Source organism: Sphingomonas rubra (assembly GCF_900115745.1).
Lineage (GTDB): Bacteria > Pseudomonadota > Alphaproteobacteria > Sphingomonadales > Sphingomonadaceae > Sphingomonas > Sphingomonas rubra.
The window spans coordinates 17,146-32,844 of the sequence record NZ_FOXP01000001.1 but is presented as its reverse complement, the minus strand read 5'-3'; the positions used below and the strand labels follow the sequence as shown (position 1 = coordinate 32,844).

At 68.6% G+C, this 15,699-nt stretch carries 16 protein-coding genes; 9 read left to right on the top strand and 7 right to left on the bottom strand.

Annotated features, from left to right (window positions below):
* Nucleotides 1-86: 86 nt before the first annotated feature.
* Both BM145_RS00165 and BM145_RS00160 read left to right on the top strand, forming a co-directional pair.
* Nucleotides 87-839 carry a YaaA family protein gene (locus BM145_RS00165; RefSeq protein WP_093329833.1) on the top strand — a complete coding sequence of 251 codons (753 nt, stop codon included), beginning with the start codon at nucleotides 87-89 and terminating at the stop codon, nucleotides 837-839.
* Nucleotides 836-1,531 carry an SDR family NAD(P)-dependent oxidoreductase gene (locus tag BM145_RS00160; protein WP_093329831.1) on the top strand — a complete coding sequence of 232 codons (696 nt, stop codon included), beginning with the start codon at nucleotides 836-838 and terminating at the stop codon, nucleotides 1,529-1,531. Before BM145_RS00165 ends, BM145_RS00160 begins: the two co-directional genes overlap by 4 nt.
* A 6-nt stretch (nucleotides 1,532-1,537) precedes the next feature.
* On the opposite strand, the gene BM145_RS00155 is transcribed toward BM145_RS00160, so the two are convergent.
* Nucleotides 1,538-3,700, bottom strand: a complete 2,163-nt coding sequence (locus tag BM145_RS00155; protein ID WP_093329829.1) for a TonB-dependent siderophore receptor — start codon at nucleotides 3,698-3,700, stop codon at nucleotides 1,538-1,540.
* A gap of 215 nt (nucleotides 3,701-3,915) precedes the next feature.
* On the opposite strand from BM145_RS00155, the gene BM145_RS15885 reads away from it, so the two are divergent.
* From BM145_RS15885 to BM145_RS00145, 3 genes are all read left to right on the top strand, one after another.
* Entirely contained in the window at nucleotides 3,916-4,074 is a 159-nt protein-coding gene (locus tag BM145_RS15885) for a hypothetical protein (protein WP_177200028.1), read from the top strand.
* Between the two features lie 123 nt (nucleotides 4,075-4,197).
* Nucleotides 4,198-6,999, top strand: a complete 2,802-nt coding sequence (gene gyrA, locus BM145_RS00150; protein ID WP_093329826.1) for a DNA gyrase subunit A — start codon at nucleotides 4,198-4,200, stop codon at nucleotides 6,997-6,999.
* A complete protein-coding gene (locus BM145_RS00145) occupies nucleotides 6,996-7,364 on the top strand; it encodes a DUF952 domain-containing protein (RefSeq protein WP_093329823.1) in 369 nt (122 codons plus the stop codon). Before gyrA ends, BM145_RS00145 begins: the two co-directional genes overlap by 4 nt.
* 1,216 nt (nucleotides 7,365-8,580) lie before the next feature.
* On the opposite strand, the gene BM145_RS00140 is transcribed toward BM145_RS00145, so the two are convergent.
* The 5 genes from BM145_RS00140 to BM145_RS00120 all read right to left on the bottom strand — a co-directional run bounded on the left by BM145_RS00140 (nucleotide 8,581) and on the right by BM145_RS00120 (nucleotide 12,070).
* Complete coding sequence (locus tag BM145_RS00140) at nucleotides 8,581-10,383, bottom strand: acyl-CoA dehydrogenase C-terminal domain-containing protein (protein WP_093329821.1); 1,803 nt, start codon at nucleotides 10,381-10,383, stop codon at nucleotides 8,581-8,583.
* A 5-nt stretch (nucleotides 10,384-10,388) separates the two neighbouring features.
* Complete coding sequence (locus BM145_RS00135) at nucleotides 10,389-10,817, bottom strand: MerR family transcriptional regulator (protein WP_093329818.1); 429 nt, start codon at nucleotides 10,815-10,817, stop codon at nucleotides 10,389-10,391.
* Between the two features lie 31 nt (nucleotides 10,818-10,848).
* Nucleotides 10,849-11,349, bottom strand: coding sequence for a hypothetical protein (locus BM145_RS00130; RefSeq protein WP_093329816.1), 501 nt, complete (start codon nucleotides 11,347-11,349; stop codon nucleotides 10,849-10,851).
* Nucleotides 11,346-11,702, bottom strand: a complete 357-nt coding sequence (gene hisI / locus BM145_RS00125; protein WP_093330735.1) for a phosphoribosyl-AMP cyclohydrolase — start codon at nucleotides 11,700-11,702, stop codon at nucleotides 11,346-11,348. Before hisI ends, BM145_RS00130 begins: the two co-directional genes overlap by 4 nt.
* A 116-nt stretch (nucleotides 11,703-11,818) precedes the next feature.
* Complete coding sequence (locus tag BM145_RS00120) at nucleotides 11,819-12,070, bottom strand: DUF7218 family protein (protein WP_093329813.1); 252 nt, start codon at nucleotides 12,068-12,070, stop codon at nucleotides 11,819-11,821.
* Nucleotides 12,071-12,183: 113 nt separating this feature from the next.
* Here BM145_RS00120 and purF point away from each other — a divergent pair, with 113 nt between their 5' ends.
* Entirely contained in the window at nucleotides 12,184-13,641 is a 1,458-nt protein-coding gene (gene purF / locus BM145_RS00115) for an amidophosphoribosyltransferase (protein ID WP_093329810.1), read from the top strand.
* A gap of 10 nt (nucleotides 13,642-13,651) precedes the next feature.
* Nucleotides 13,652-14,362 carry an SDR family NAD(P)-dependent oxidoreductase gene (locus BM145_RS00110; RefSeq protein ID WP_093329808.1) on the top strand — a complete coding sequence of 237 codons (711 nt, stop codon included), beginning with the start codon at nucleotides 13,652-13,654 and terminating at the stop codon, nucleotides 14,360-14,362.
* Nucleotides 14,363-14,382: 20 nt separating this feature from the next.
* Here BM145_RS00110 and BM145_RS00105 read toward each other — a convergent pair whose 3' ends face one another.
* Nucleotides 14,383-14,997 carry a S24 family peptidase gene (locus BM145_RS00105; protein ID WP_093329806.1) on the bottom strand — a complete coding sequence of 205 codons (615 nt, stop codon included), beginning with the start codon at nucleotides 14,995-14,997 and terminating at the stop codon, nucleotides 14,383-14,385.
* Nucleotides 14,998-15,087: 90 nt separating this feature from the next.
* On the opposite strand from BM145_RS00105, the gene BM145_RS15880 reads away from it, so the two are divergent.
* A complete protein-coding gene (locus tag BM145_RS15880) occupies nucleotides 15,088-15,261 on the top strand; it encodes a hypothetical protein (RefSeq protein ID WP_177200027.1) in 174 nt (57 codons plus the stop codon).
* A complete protein-coding gene (locus tag BM145_RS00100) occupies nucleotides 15,258-15,557 on the top strand; it encodes a hypothetical protein (protein WP_093329804.1) in 300 nt (99 codons plus the stop codon). The genes BM145_RS15880 and BM145_RS00100 overlap by 4 nt, the downstream gene beginning before the upstream one ends.
* Nucleotides 15,558-15,699: the final 142 nt, after the last annotated feature.

The window sequence follows — 15,699 nt, the reverse complement described above, 5'->3', positions numbered from 1 at the left end:
GCGAGCCTGGCCACCGCCCCGCCGTGCCGCCCGGGCGCTGAACCGCGATTGAACGCGCGCGCGCACCGGCGTAGTCGCGCGCCACCATGATCGCCGTCATCTCCCCCGCCAAGACGCTCGACTACGACAGTCCACCGCCTCCCTTCACCCCCACGCGCCCGCGTCTGGCCGAGGAGGCGGCGACGCTCGCCAAGGCCGCCTCGCACCTGTCGCAGAAGAAACTGGCCGAGCTGATGAAGATCAGCCCCGCGCTCGCCAAGCTCAACGCCGATCGCTTCCGCACCTTTCCCGACGCGCCCGAGCGACCCGCGCTGTTCGCCTTCGCCGGCGACGTCTATACCGGCCTCGACGCCACCACGCTCGACGAGCCGCAGGTCGCCTTCGCGCAAGACCATCTGCGGATGCTGTCGGGCCTCTACGGCCTGCTCCGCCCGCTCGACGCGATGCGCCCCTACCGGCTGGAGATGGGCACCCGCTGGGCGCCCAAGACCCCCTCGGGCCGCACCAAGCTGACCGACTGGTGGGACGACCGGATCGCCGCCCTGCTCGCCGCCGATGTCGCGGAGGAAGGGTCGGGCGCGATCCTCAATCTCGCCAGCCAGGAATATTGGGCGTCGGTCGACGGCCGGCTGCCTGCGTCCGTCCGCGTCGTCGCGGTCGATTTCCGCGACGGCGACCGCTTCGTCAGCTTCCATGCCAAGCGCGCGCGGGGCACCATGGGGCGCTGGATGGTCGAGCACGGCATCGCCCGGATCGACGACATGCGCGGCTTCGACGCCGACGGCTACCGTTTCGTCGCCGCCGAGAGCGAGCCCGACCGCTGGCGTTTCTCGCGATGACGGGCGCCCCCATCAAGGCGGTGGTCATCGGCGCCTCGGGCGGCATCGGCGCGGCGCTGGTCGCCGCCTTGGCCGAGGAGGACGTGGCCGTCCGCGGCTTCGCCCGCTCCTTCACCGGCGCCGACCGCCTCGACCTGGAGGACGAGGCGAGCATCGCCGCCGCCGCCGCCGGCCTGGCGACCCCGCCCGAACTGGTGGTCGTCGCCACCGGCCTCCTCCACCAGGACGGACACGGGCCGGAGAAGAGCATGGCCGCGCTCGATCCCGCCTGGCTGGCACGGCAATATATGGTCAACGCGATCGGCCCGGCGCTGGTCGCCAAGCACTTCCTGCCCGCCATGCCGCGCGGCGGCCGCTCGGTCTTCGCCGTCCTCTCCGCCCGCGTCGGCAGCATCTCCGACAACAAGCTCGGCGGCTGGTACGGCTATCGCGCCGCCAAGGCGGCGCTCAACCAGCTCGTCCGCACCCTCGCCGTCGAGGATCGCCGCCGCAACGATCGCGGCATCGTCGTCGCGCTCCATCCCGGCACCGTCGACACGGGCCTGTCGCGGCCCTTCCAGGCCAATGTCCGCGCCGATCAGCTCTTCACGCCCGAACGTGCCGCGGTGCAGTTGCTCGACGTGATCGACGGCCTCCGCCCACCCGATAGCGGCAAGCTGTTCGGGTGGGACGGCGCGGAGATCAAGCCGTGACGGGCTTCAGTAGCGGACGCTGATCGTCCCCAGGATCGACCGCGGCGCGCCGTAATAGCCGCCGTCGAAGTTCACCGCGGTCAGGTATTTGGTGTTGGTCACGTTGCGCAGATTGGCCGACAGCGACAGTTGCGGCGTGATGTCGTAGCGCGCCAGCAGGTCGAGCAGCGCGTAATCGCCTTGCGTCGCGCTGCCGGACGGCGCGGTGATGCGGCTCTGATACTGGCCCGACGCGCCGACCTTCAGCGCCGGCAGCGCGGGCGGCGAGTAGACGACGTTCAATCGCGCGGTGTTGCGCGGCACGAAGCGGCGCGCCGCGTCGCCGTTCTGGTCCTCCAGCCGCATCAGCGTGTAGCCGCCGGTCACCTGCATCCCCTCGGCCAGCCGCCCGCCGATCTCGACCTCGATCCCCTCGGACGTGGCGTCGACGCCGCGGAAGATGGTGCGCTGCACGGTCGGGTTGCCGATGGTGGCACCGAACCGGGCGGCCTCGGCCGTATTGTCCTGGCGCACGCGGAATGCCGCGATGCCCGCGTTCAGGCGGCCGCCGAACCAGTCGCCCTTGATCCCCGCCTCCAGGTTGCTGCCCCTGATCGGGTCCAGAAAGCGGTCGTTCTCGTCGAGCTGCGTCTGCGGATTGAAGATCGTCGCGTAGCTCACATAGGCGCTCAGATGCGGCGTGAAGTCGAGCGTCGCGCCCGCGAACGGCAGGAAGCGCGTGTTGTCGAAATTGGTGTCGCTCCCGTACGAGAAGCCGACGCTCTTCGAATGGGTGACGTTGCCGCCGACCATGATCTTCAGCGGATCGGCGACGTTGAAGCGGACCAGGCCGTACAGCGTCTCGCGCCGCGTCTGCGTGCTCTGGCTCGACGCGCGCGCGGTGGAGAACTCGGTCGGGAAGGTCGGCTCGGGGAAATTACCCTCGAACAGCGCCGGAAAGGGCAGCAGCAGCCCGATCGTCGAATTGTCGTAGGACGAGCGCTGCTGATAATCCTGCGCGCTGCGGTTGACGCCCAGCATCACCTCGTGCCGCCGCCCGAACAGCGACACGGGGCCGGTGACATAGGCCTCCAGCGTCAGGTTGCGCGTTTCCGCCCGGAACTTGCCGGGATAGCTGCGAATGCCCAGGAACTGACCCGGATTTAACGGGTCGGGCGCGATCCCGTTCGGCGCGCCGCGCACCGGGTTGCCATAAACGTAGAACAGCTCGTTGCGCTCGTCGGTGGCGCGCCGGATGCCGCTGACCCGCGCGACCCAGTCGTTGCCCAGCTGGTGCGTCAGGTCGCCGAAGATCTGCCGGTCGACGACGTTCCAGCTCGACCAATCGGGCGCGACGTTGGTGGAACGGGCGAAATCGATCCGCGTCCCGTCGGTATAGACCAGTGGGATCGCCCCCCACATCGCGCCGCGGCTCTTGTGATCCTGATGGCCGTAACCGCCGCTCAGCGTGGTGTTCGGGCCCAGATCCGCCTCGACGATGCCGTAGCCGGTCCAGCGGCGCAGGCCGTAGCGGTCGAGATAGCTGTCGCTGTCGGAATAGACGCCCACGGCGCGCGCGCGGATCTTGCCGTCGCTGGTCAGCGGCACGCTGACGTCGCCGTCCAGCCGCAGCGCGTCGAACGATCCGTACTGCGCGTTGGCCTGCACCTGCAGGTCGCCGGTGGGCCGCTTGCGGACGAAGTTGATGACGGCGGACGGGTTGCCCGTCGGCGACAGCAGCCCCGGCGCGCCGCGCACCACCTCGATATGGTCGTAGATCGCGGTGTCGATCGATCCGGTCTGGATGCCGAACGCGAAGGGCACGCCGATGCCGTCGATCTGGAACGTCTGGATGTCGAAGCCGCGCGCCGAGTAATAGACGCGGTCGGTCTCGTTCGCCTGCACGTTGATGCCCGGCACCGTGGTCAGCAGCTGATTGACGTCGTTCAGCTGGAAATCCTGGATCTGCTGGCGCGTGACGACGCTGACCGACTGCGGCGTCTCGCGCAGCGTCAGCGGGATGCGCGTGGCCGTGGTCTGGCCCTTGATGGTGTAATCGTCCGATCCCTCGGTCCGCTGGCCGGTGACGACGATCTCGCCCCCCTGCTGCGGCTCGACCTCGGGCGACGCGGTGGCGGTCGGCGAACCCGCTGCGGCGGCAGCGGCGATCAGCGCGATGAAGGCGGTCATTCTCTACTCCCTGGAACGGGAGCGCCCTTACCGAGGGCAACTTGTTACTGCAAGTCACTATCGTTTGCGTTACGGTGCCGGCGTCGTCTGGCGCATCCGAACGGCTTACGCCGATGTCATCGTCCCGCCACGTCCTCGATAGCTCGCCGGGCGCATAAGGCCCTCACCGCTGCCGTTCCCCTGCGGCCGGCGGGTTTCCCGAAAGGACGAAAAGCATGACCAAGGCACTCGTCACCTCCGCCATCGCCGCCGCCGCGCTGCTCTCGGGCACCGCCGCCTTGGCCGCGGGCAAGCCGCAGGCCGGCAAGGCCCACGCGGCCAAGGTCCACGCCACCAAGACGGTGAAGACGCAGACGGTGAAGAAGACGAGGTAATCGAGCGTCACCCCCCTGCCCCCTCGCTTCCTTCGCACGCGCGCGTACCCGTACGCGCGCGTGACTTTATATGGTGGGGGCCCTACAGCGGCGTGACACCCCTGTAACGAACCGGAAGACCTGATCTTGGCCGAGACCACCCTCGCCGAACCCTCCGACATTTCGACGATCTCCATCGTCGACGAGATGAAGTCGAGCTATCTCGACTATGCCATGTCCGTGATCGTCGCGCGCGCGCTGCCCGACGTGCGCGACGGCCTGAAGCCCGTCCACCGCCGCATCCTGTATTCCGCGTTCGAGAGCGGCTTCGTCGCCGGCCGCCCCTACCGCAAGTCCGCCCGCATCGTCGGCGACGTGATGGGTAAATATCACCCGCACGGCGACAGCGCCATCTACGACGCGCTCGCCCGCATGGCGCAGGACTGGTCGATGCGCGTGCCGCTGATCGACGGCCAGGGCAATTTCGGCTCGATGGACCCCGATCCGCCGGCCGCCATGCGCTACACCGAGGCGCGGCTGGCGCGGGTCACCAACTCGCTGCTCGGCGACCTCGACAAGGACACGGTCGACTTCACGCCCAATTACGACGGGTCGGAGCGTGAGCCCTCCGTCCTGCCCGCGCAATACCCGAACCTCCTCGTCAACGGCGCCGGCGGCATCGCGGTCGGCATGGCGACCAACATCCCGCCCCATAACCTGGGCGAGGTCATCGACGCCTGTTTCGCGTACATGGACAATGGCGCGATTACCTCGGAGGAACTGGCCGAGATCGTCCCCGGCCCCGATTTCCCGACCGGCGCCACCATCCTCGGCCGCGCCGGTGCGCGCTCCGCCTACAGCACCGGCCGCGGCTCGATCATCGTCCGCTCCAACTACAAGATCGAGACCGCGCGCGGCGACCGCCAGTCGATTGTGTTGACCGAAATTCCCTTCCAGCAGGGCAAGAATGCCTTGGTCGAGAAGATCGCCGAGGCCGCCAAGGACAAGCGCATCGAGGGCGTCAGCGACATCCGCGACGAATCGAACCGCGAAGGCGTCCGCATCGTCATCGACCTGAAGCGCGACGCCACGCCCGAGGTCGTTCTCAACCAGCTCTGGCGCCACACGCCTGCGCAAGGGTCGTTCCCGGCCAACATGCTCGCCATCCGCGGCGGCCGCCCCGAACTCCTCAACCTGCGCGACATCATCTCCGCCTTTATCGGCTTCCGCGAGCAGGTCATCACCCGCCGCTCGAAGTTCGAATTGAACAAGGCGCGCGAGCGGGCGCACCTGTTGCTCGGCCTCGTCATCGCCGTCACCAACCTCGACGAGGTGGTGAAGATCATCCGCGGCTCCGCCAACGCCACCGCCGCGCGCATGGCGCTGCTCCAGCGCGAGTGGCCGGTCGCCGAGATCGCTCCTTACCTACGCCTCGTCGAGGCGGTCGAGAGCGAGCGCACCGGTGATCTCTACCGCCTGTCCGACCTCCAGGTCCGCGCCATCCTCGACCTGCGCCTCCACCGCCTCACCGCGCTCGGCCGCGACGAGATCGGCGACGAACTGAAGGCGCTCGCGGACTCGATCGCCGGCCTGCTCGAAATCCTCGCCGACCGGGTCAAGCTCTACGCCGTGATGCGCGGCGAGTTGCAGGCGATCCGCGACCAGTTCGCCACGCCCCGCCGTACCCAGATCGCCGCCGCCGCCGACGGCATCGACGACGAGGACCTGATCGAGCGCGAGGACATGGTCGTCACCGTCACGGTCGAGGGCTATATCAAGCGCACCCCGCTCGACACCTTCCGCGCACAGAAACGCGGCGGCAAGGGCCGCGCCGGCATGGCGACCAAGGACGAGGACGCGATCACCAGCCTGTTCGTCACCTCCACGCACACGCCCGTCCTGTTCTTCTCCACCGCCGGCAAGGTCTATCGCCTCAAGGTCTGGCGCCTGCCCGAGGGCGGCCCGGCGACCCGCGGCCGGCCGATGGTCAACCTGCTGCCGCTCGGCCCCGGCGAGACCATCTCCACCGTCCTGCCGCTGCCCGAGGACGAGGCGCGCTGGAGCGACCTCCACGTCATGTTCGCCACCGCCAAGGGCTCGGTACGCCGCAACTCGATGGATTCGTTCGCGAACATCCGCGCATCGGGCAAGATCGCGATGAAGTTCGAGGAAGGATCGGACGACCGGCTGATCGGCGTCTCGCTCCTGACCGAGACCGACGACGTGCTGCTCGCTACCCGCCTCGGCCGCGCGATCCGCTTCGCCGCCACCGACGTGCGCGAGTTCCAGAGCCGCGACTCGACCGGCGTCCGCGGCGCACGGCTGGGCGACGACGACGAGGTCATCTCGCTCTCCGTCCTCGCCGGCACGCCCTTCGACACCGAGCAGCGCGACGCCTATCTCAAGGCCGCCCCGTGGAAGGAGGGCGAGCGGGTCCGCACGCTGGGTGACGACACCATGGTCGCGATGGAGGCGGCGGAGGAGTTCATCCTCACCGTCACCGCCAACGGCTACGGCAAGCGCACCTCGGCCTATGAATACCGCCGCACCAACCGCGGCGGCCAGGGCATCACCAACATCGTTACCTCCGACCGCAACGGCCCGGTGGTGGCGAGCTTCCCCGCGCACAATGGCGAGCAGCTGATGCTCGTCACCGATCAGGCCAAGCTGATCCGCACCACCGTGGGCGACATCCGCGTGGCGGGCCGCAACACGCAGGGCGTCACCATCTTCCGCGTCGCCGACAACGAACACGTCGTCTCCGCCGCCAAGATCGACGAGGAGGAAGCCCCCGAGAACGAGGCCGAGGCGATGGTCGCCGAGGAGACTGCCGCCGCCCCCGCCCCCGCAGCGGAGGACCAGCTGATCGTCGACGACGGCACCGGCCCCGACACGATGCGCGACGGCAACAGCGATCCGATCGACGACGACGGAGAGATGCAATGAGCCGGCTTCCGAACACCGAACAACGGCTCGCCGCCTACAAGGTCCTCACCGCCGACCAGATGGCGGCGCTGGAGCGCGACGGCACCTTCGCCGGCGCACCGGTGGACGTGGCCGACGGCTTCATCCACCTCTCCACCGCCGACCAGCTGACCGAGACGGTCGACAAGCATTTCGCCGGCCAGGCCGACCTCCACGTCGCCGCGGTCGACCTCGGCAGCTTCGGCGACAACCTGCGCTGGGAAGAAAGCCGCGGCGGCCAGCTCTTCCCCCATCTCTACGGCCCGCTGCCGCTGGAAACGGTGATCGCCTACGGACCGCTATCGCGCGACGACGACGGCAAGGTACGGCTGCCGATCGCGGGGTAAGGGCCTAAAGTCCGACCCAATCACCTTGAAACAGGACTGCCTCCCCGGCGAAGGCGAGACCTCTGCGAAACTCCTCCAAAAGCATTTTTTCTTTCGTCACCCCGGACTTGATCCGGGGTCCATGGTGCCGCGAATTCAACAGCTTATTGGTTTGCGGTACGGTGGATGCCGGAACAGGTCCGGCATGACGAAATAGTTTCGCAGAGGTCTCGCGAAGGCCGGGGTCCAGTCGGGAAGGTCGCAGTAACGAAGCGCAACGCGTCTCATCACCGTCCCCCACCTAGGCCCCGGCCTTCGCCGGGGAGGCGCTTCCCATCAAGCCCGGTCACCTTCACCCTTCCGCAGCTGCGCCGCTCCCTCCCTCTCCCATCGGGAGAGGGAAAAGACGCCGAAGGCGGCGAAGGGTGAGGGCGACCACGCCTGATGGTGACCCGCTCTGGTTAAATTCCCATTCGTCCACGCTGAGCGAACGTCAGACTAAAGCATGATGACGAACGATTGACTTACCACCGTTCGCCCTGAGCGAAGTCGAAGGGCTCAGCACGTTGAAACAGAATTGCCTCCCCGGCGAAGGCCGGGGGCAGTCGGGAAGGTCGCAGTGACGAAGCGCAACGCGTCTCATCGCCGCCCCCCACCTAGGCCCCGGCCTTCGCCGGGGAGGCGCTTCCCATCAAGCCCGGTCACCCTCACCCTTCCGCAGCTGCGCCGCTCCCTCCCTCTCCCTTCGGGAGAGGGAAAAGACGCCGAAGGCGGCGAAGGGTGAGGGCGACCACGCTTGATGGTGACCCGCTCTGGTTAAATCCCCATTCGTCCACGCTGAGCGAACGTCAGACTAAAGCATGATGACGAACGATTGACTTACCACCGTTCGCCCTGAGCGAAGTCGAAGGGCTCAGCACGTTGAAACAGGATTGCCTCCCCGGCGAAGGCCGGGGTCCAGTCGGGAAGGTCGCAGTAACGAAGCGCAACGCGTCTCATCGCCGCCCCCCACCTAGGCCCCGGCCTTCGCCGCGGAGGCGCTTCCCATCAAGCCCGGTCACCTCACCCTTTCGCAGCCGCACCGCTCCCTCTCTCTCCCATCGGGAGAGGGAAAAGACGCCGAAGGCGGCGAAGGGTGAGGGCGACCACGCTTGATGGTGACCAGGTCCGGTTAAACCCCATTCGTTCGCGCTGAACGAACGTCGGACTCGGACCAACACGGCCCCACGCCCCCGGATCACGCCGCCAGGAACATGTCCTCCGCCAGTGCCATGATCGCGTCCGCACCGCCCTCGATCTGGCGGCGCAGGCTGCCCGCGTTCGGCAGCGCCCGCTCGGCGAAGAACCGCGCCGTCACCAGCTTGGCCTGGAGGAACGAGGCATCGCCCTCGCCGCCCTCGATCAGCCGCGCCGCGGCCGCCGCCATGCGCAGCCACATGCATCCGACCGCGACCAGCCCCATCAGGTGCATGTACGCGACCGCGCCCGCGCCCACATGGTTCGGGTTCTTCATGCCGTTGGCCATGAACCACATCGTCGCCGCCTGCAGGTCGCCCAGCGCCCGCTCCAGCCGCGCGGCGAAGTCCGCCGTCGCCTCGACGCCCTTCGCCGCCGCGATATCCTCGGCGACCAGCTTGAAGAAGGCCTGCACCGCGCGGCCGCCATTCTGCGCCAGCTTGCGCCCGACCAGGTCCATCGCCTGGACGCCGTTCGTCCCCTCGTAGATCTGCGCGATTCGCGCGTCGCGGACATACTGCTCCATGCCCCATTCGCGGATATAGCCGTGGCCGCCATACACCTGCTGCGCCGCCGTCGCGATGTCGTAGCCCTTGTCGGTGCCGACACCCTTGATAACCGGCGTCAGCAGCCCGATCAGGTCGGCCGCCATCTGCCGCTCCTCCTCGCTGCCGGCCTTGTGCTCCAGATCGACCTGGAGCGCGCCCCACAGGCACAGCGCCCGCAAGCCTTCGGTCCACGCCTTGCCTTCCATCAGCATGCGGCGGACGTCGGGATGGACGAACAAGGTGTCGGCCTTCTCGCCCGGCTCGGCCGGGCCGGTCAGCGCCCGTCCCTGCCGCCGGTCGCGCGCGTAGTGGACCGCGTTCTGATACGCCGTCTCCGCGACGCCCAATCCCTGCAACCCCACGCCCAGCCGCGCCGCGTTCATCATGATGAACATGGCGGCCAGGCCCTTCATCTCCTCGCCGACCAGCCAGCCGGTCGCCCCGTCATAATTCATCACGCAGGTCGAATTGCCGTGGATGCCCATCTTGTGCTCAATCGACCCGCACGACACCGCGTTGCGCGCGCCGAGCGAGCCGTCGTCCTCCACCATCATCTTGGGCACCACGAACAGCGAGATGCCCTTGGACGAATCCGGCGCCCCCGGCGTCTTGGCGAGCACCAGGTGGATGATGTTGTCGGTCAGGTCGTGCTCGCCCGCCGAGATGAAGATCTTGGTGCCGGTGATGCTGTACGATCCGTCCGCCTGCGGCTCGGCGCGGGTGCGGATCAGGCCCAGATCGGTGCCGCACTGCGGCTCCGTCAGGTTCATCGTGCCGCCCCACTCGCCCGACACCATGCGCGGCAGGTACTTGGCCTTCTGCTCGTCCGATCCCTTCACCACCAGCGCCGCGATCGCGCCATGCGCCAGGCCCGGATACATCGCGAACGCCATGTTGGCGGAGATCATGTACTCCTGGAACGCCGTCGACACGACGTGCGGCATCGCCTGCCCGCCATAGGCCTCGGGCGCCGACAGCGTGCCCCAGCCCGATTCGACGAAGCGCGCATAGGCTTCCTTGAAACCCGGCGCCGTCGTTACCGACCCGTCCTCGTGGCGCACGCAACCATGTTCGTCGCCGACTTGGTTGAGCGGGAACAGCACGTCCGCGACGAAGCGGCCGCCCTCCTCCAGCACCGCGTCGACCGTGTCCGGCGTCGCGCCCGCGAAGCCGTCGACATTGGCGTGGCGGTCCAGCCCGACGACGTGCTCCAGCACGAAACGGGTGTCGCGGATCGGCGGCGTGTACTGGGGCATCGAGTTCAGTCCTTCTGGATGTCTTGCGCGCGCACCGTTTCCAGCACGGCGACGAAGTCGGTGAGTTCGGCGATGGCGGCGTCGATGTCGCGCTTCTGCGCGTCCAGCGCGGCGATGCGCGCGCGGCAGCGTTCGATCGCCACGTCGCGCTGCACCCGCCGCCCGTCACCCAGGTCGTAGAGGTCGATCATCTCGCGGATTTCGCCCAGCGAGAAGCCGACGCGCTTGCCGCGCAGGATCCAGGCGAGTCGCGCCCGGTCCCGCTGCGCGTAGATGCGGGCCGTGCCCCGCCGCTCGGGCGCGATCAGCCCCTCGTCCTCGTAGAAGCGCAGCGCGCGGGCGGTGACCCCGAACTCGTCCGACAGGTCCGAGATCGAGAACTCCTCGCGATCGTCGCACGGCGGGATCACGACGTAGGAAGCGGCATCGACCATGCCGCTCACCTAATTGTCGCTTACGTAAACGTCAAGAAGGATCGCCGCACAGTAGTTGTCGCTGGTCGCCACGCAAGGTCGCCGCCTCCGACGCCGAGTCGCTCAGCCGGTCGACCGTCAGCGCCGACAGCGACGCCCGGCCGCTGCACAGCGCGTCGCATGACCGCGGCAGCTCGGCGGGAAACGCGATCCGCTCGCCGTCGAAGCGTGCGTCGAAGCGGCAGTCGCGCCCGAACGACACGCGCAGCCGCTCCCCCGACCGCCGCACCGTTCCTGCGGCACTGCACGCCTGCCCCTCCCCATAATCCACCACCGCCCCAACCCGCTGCTCGCCGCCGGCGGGGCCTGTCACGCACAGCCGGTCGGTATCGTGCGCCCAGACGCCGACCAGCGTCGCCCGCGCGGGATCGACCACCAGCCCGCGCGCGATCGCCGCCGCTTCCAGCCTCGCCCCCGCGGAGTTGCTCGTCGCGCTCGGCGCCGGCCGGTCGCATCCGGCAAGCAGCAGGAGTGCCGCACCGAGCGTCCTCACGCTATCGGCACCAGCGCGTCGCCCTCCACCCGGCGATAGAAACAGCTCGTCGCCCCCGTGTGGCACGCCGCCCCTGCCGCATCGACCACCAGCCACAGCGCGTCCTGGTCGCAGTCCACCCGCATCTCGACCATCCGCAGGACGTTGCCCGACGTCTCCCCCTTCTTCCACAATCGTCCGCGGCTACGCGACCAGAAGGTCGCCTCGCCCGAGGCCTGCGTCGCGGCGATCGCCTCCGCGTTCATGTGCGCGACCATCAGCAGCCCGCCTGCGCGAGTGGTGACCACGGCGGTGACGAGCCCGGCGTCATCGAACCTGGGATCGAAGCGGAGCGTGGTGTCGCGATCGGTCATGCCGATCATATAGCTTCCCCCGCCGAACATCGTCACCCCGGCCTCGCCCCGGACCAAGGGCCAAGCAGCGCATTGCCCGCAGCCCCCTATGCCAGGACGAGTTCGGCACGGCGCGCTCAACGATGATCCCGGATCGCCTTCACCAGCGCGGCCTTGGTCATCCGCGATCGTCCCGCGATCCCGATCCTTCTCGCCTCGTCCCGCAACTCGGCCACCGTCCGCTCCTCCAGCTTCTCGCCGTTGCGCTTCAGCGTGCCCGCGGCGTGCGCGTTGGCGATGCGCGCCGCCTTGCTCTCCGAGTTGCCCTGTTTCAGCAGCGCCTCGTACATCACGTCGTCCTTGATCTGCGGTCCGTGATCGCGCGCCATCGCCGTCTCTCCTCGTACGCGAAACGGTCGGTCCCGCCGATCGCTCCCGACAGAGGGGCGACAAGCGCGCCCGCCCGCCCTATAGGCACGCGCGAACCGGAGCTGCCCTCGCGATGCTGACCACCAATCCCTTCGACGACGATAAACTCCGCGAGGAGTGCGGCGTGTTCGGCGTATCGGGCAGCGACAGCGCCGCCGCGCTCGTCGCGCTCGGCCTGCACGCGCTTCAGCACCGCGGGCAGGAGGCGGCCGGTATTACCTCCTTCGACGGTACCCATTTCCACACTCATCGCGCGATGGGCCACGTCGCCGGCAATTTCGACCGGGACGAAGTGATCCGCTCGCTCCCCGGCACCGTTGCCGCCGGCCACGTCCGCTACTCGACGACGGGCGAGACCGCGCTCCGCAACGTCCAGCCGCTCTACGCCGAGCTGCAATCGGGCGGCTTCGCGATCGCGCACAACGGCAACATCTCCAACGCGATGAAGCTGCGCCGCGACCTCGTCCGCCGCGGCTCGATCTTCCAATCGACCTCTGATACCGAGACGATCATCCACCTGGTCGCCACCTCCACCTACCGCACGCTGCTCGACCGGTTCATCGACGCGTTGAAGCAGATCGAGGGCGCTTACAGCCTGGTGGTGATGACGCCGGAGGGGATGATCGCCTGCCGCGACCCGCTCGGCATCCGGCCGCTGGTCATGGGCCGGCTCGGTGACGCGGTGATCTTCGCCTCGGAAACGGTTGCGCTCGACGTGTGCGGCGCCACCTTCGACCGTGCGGTGGAGCCCGGCGAACTCATCATCGTCCAGAACGGCGAGCTACGTTCCATCCATCCCTTCGCGCGGCCCGCCCCGCGCCCGTGCATCTTCGAGTGGGTCTATTTCTCGCGTCCCGATTCGATCGTCGGCGACCATTCCGTCTACTCGGTGCGCAAGGAGATCGGCGCGCAACTCGCCGCGGAGGCGCCGGTCGACGCGGACCTCATCATTCCCGTTCCGGATTCAGGGGTTCCCGCCGCGATCGGCTACGCCCAGGCATCGGGCATCCCGTTCGAGCTGGGCATCATCCGCTCCCACTATGTCGGCCGCACCTTCATCCAGCCGGGCGACCAGGTACGGCACCTGGGCGTCAAGCTGAAGCACAACGCCAATCGCGCGCTCATCAAGGACAAGCGCGTAGTGCTGGTCGACGACTCGATCGTGCGCGGCACCACCAGCCTCAAGATCGTCCAAATGATGCGCGATGCCGGCGCCGCCGAGGTCCATATGCGCATCGCCTCCCCGCCGACGCGGCACAGCTGCTTCTACGGCGTCGACACGCCGGAACGGTCAAAGCTCCTCGCGCACAAGCTGTCGCTCGGCGGCATGACCGACTTCATCCACGCCGACAGCCTAGCCTTCGTGTCGATCGACGGCCTGTACAAGGCGCTCGGCCACGCCCGCCGCGCCGACATCCACCCCAGCTTCTGCGACGCCTGCTTCACCGGCGATTATCCGACCACCCTGACGGACCAGGACGAGACCGCCGAGGTGGACCAGTTCGCGATGCTCGCCGAACGCCTCAACTGACGGAACGGGAATGAACGACAAGCCCCTCGACGGCCAGCTGGCGCTCGTCACCGGCGCCAGCCGCGGCATCGGCGCCGCCACCGCGATCTCGCTCGCCGCGGCCGGCGCGCACGTCGTCGTCACCGCGCGCACGGCCAAGGGGCTGGAGCAGGTCGAGCAGGCGATCTTCGACGCCGGCGGCGCCGCCACGATCGCGCCGCTCGACCTGACCCAGACCGACAGCATCGCGCGCCTCGCCGCCGCGATCGGCGAGCGGTGGAAGGCGCTCGACCTCCTCGTCCTCAACGCCGCCACCCTCGGCAGCCTCGCCGCGGTCCCGTCGATCGATCCCAAGGAATTCGCCAGCGTCCTGACACTCAACGTGTCGGCGCAAGCCGCGCTTCTCGCCGCGTTCGATCCGATGCTGCGCCGTGCCGCGGCCGGCAAGGTGATCGGCCTCACCTCCTCCGTCGCGCGGACACCGCGCGCTTATTGGGGAGCCTACGGTGCCTCCAAGGCGGCGTTCGAGACGCTGCTCGGCGCTTACGGCGACGAGGTCGAGCAGATCGCCCGCGTCCGCACCACTATTCTCGACCCCGGCGCCACCCGCACCAAGATGCGCGAGCGCGCCTATCCCGGCGAGGACCCGCAGTCGGTCAAACCTCCTGAGGATGTCGCCGACCGCATCCTGGCACTGGCGATCGACGGTTTCCCACCGCAACATCGCGAGCGAGTGGGATAGCGCCGAGCCCCTCCTAAGGCTTATGTCGGCGCCCGCATCGCCCACACCACCCGGCCGACCACCTCCACCGGCGCGTTCGGCACCGGCGATGCCGCCGGATTGTCGCTCCTCGCAACCAGCGTGCCGCCCGATCGCCGCACACGCTTGACCATCAGCGCGCCGTCAATCCGCACCACGAATACGCCCCCCGCCGCCCCCGGCGATCGCCGCGCGGTGTCGACCAGGATATGGTCGCCGTCCATCAGCCCCGGCTCCATCGAGTCCCCGCGCACCCGGATGATCGCCACCGCCCCGGCCTTCAACCCCAGCCGCCGCGCCAGACCGGGATCGAGCATGTCCGCCCCCAGCTCCACCTCCGCGTCGACCAGCGCGCCCGGCCCCGCCGAGGCGGCGACATCAAGCCTCGGTACCCGGATCGCTGCGGGCGGTGCCGGCGGCCCGCCCAACACCTCCTCGTCCACCTCGAAGAACGCCGCCAGTGTCCGTCGGTCGCCCTCCGCCAGGGCGCGCGGAGTTCCCCGCGTGACGAACTGCTGCAGATAAGCCGCGTTACGCCCGATCATCGCCGACAGCGCCGCCAGGCTCACGCCACGCGTCGCCGCCAGCTCGGTCAACCGGGTCCCGACTTGATCCATCCTGGTCGCATCTATCGCAGGAAAAATCCTAGACAAGTTGGAAAAGTGAGAACAGATGGGGAACGGGTTTGAGAATCAGGGAGAAGGCCCGTGTCGCTGCTCATCAGGATCGATCATTATCTGCGCGCCACCGCGACGCCCGCGACCAAGTTCGGGCGGATGGCGGTCAACGACCCGCGCCTCGTCGCCGACCTCCGCCGCGGTCGCCGCATCGGCCAGCGCGTGCGCGACCGGGTCGAGGCGTTGCTGGGGAGCGAAGCGTGACCGGCACCGCCGATCCCGTCGCCACCGCCTGGGCGGCGCTCGCCCGCTCCGCCGCGGCCGCAGAGTGCACGGTCGCGCTGGTAGATGGCGACGCGGCCCCGTGGTGGAGCGCCACCTTCGCTGGCGACGCCGTGTGGCTGACGCTGGACGCCGGCATGGATGCCGAAGCCTGGCTCGCCGCGCTGCCGAAGGCCGAGCTATCGATCCCGGATCGGCTGGTCGCCGACTGTTATGTCGAGCGGGACGGCGGTCGGGCACTCGTCTCCCTCTTGGTCCTCGATCCCGACGCTTCCTGACCAGCTCCGCTCAGCCCGGCTTCGTGCGGCGTTCAGGACCCAGCAGCGCCATCGCCCGAGGTCCTAGATGCCGGGATGAACCCGGCATGAAGGTGCTGATGGATCGAGCGTCTTCCTGCTCTCACACTGGACACCCCCACCC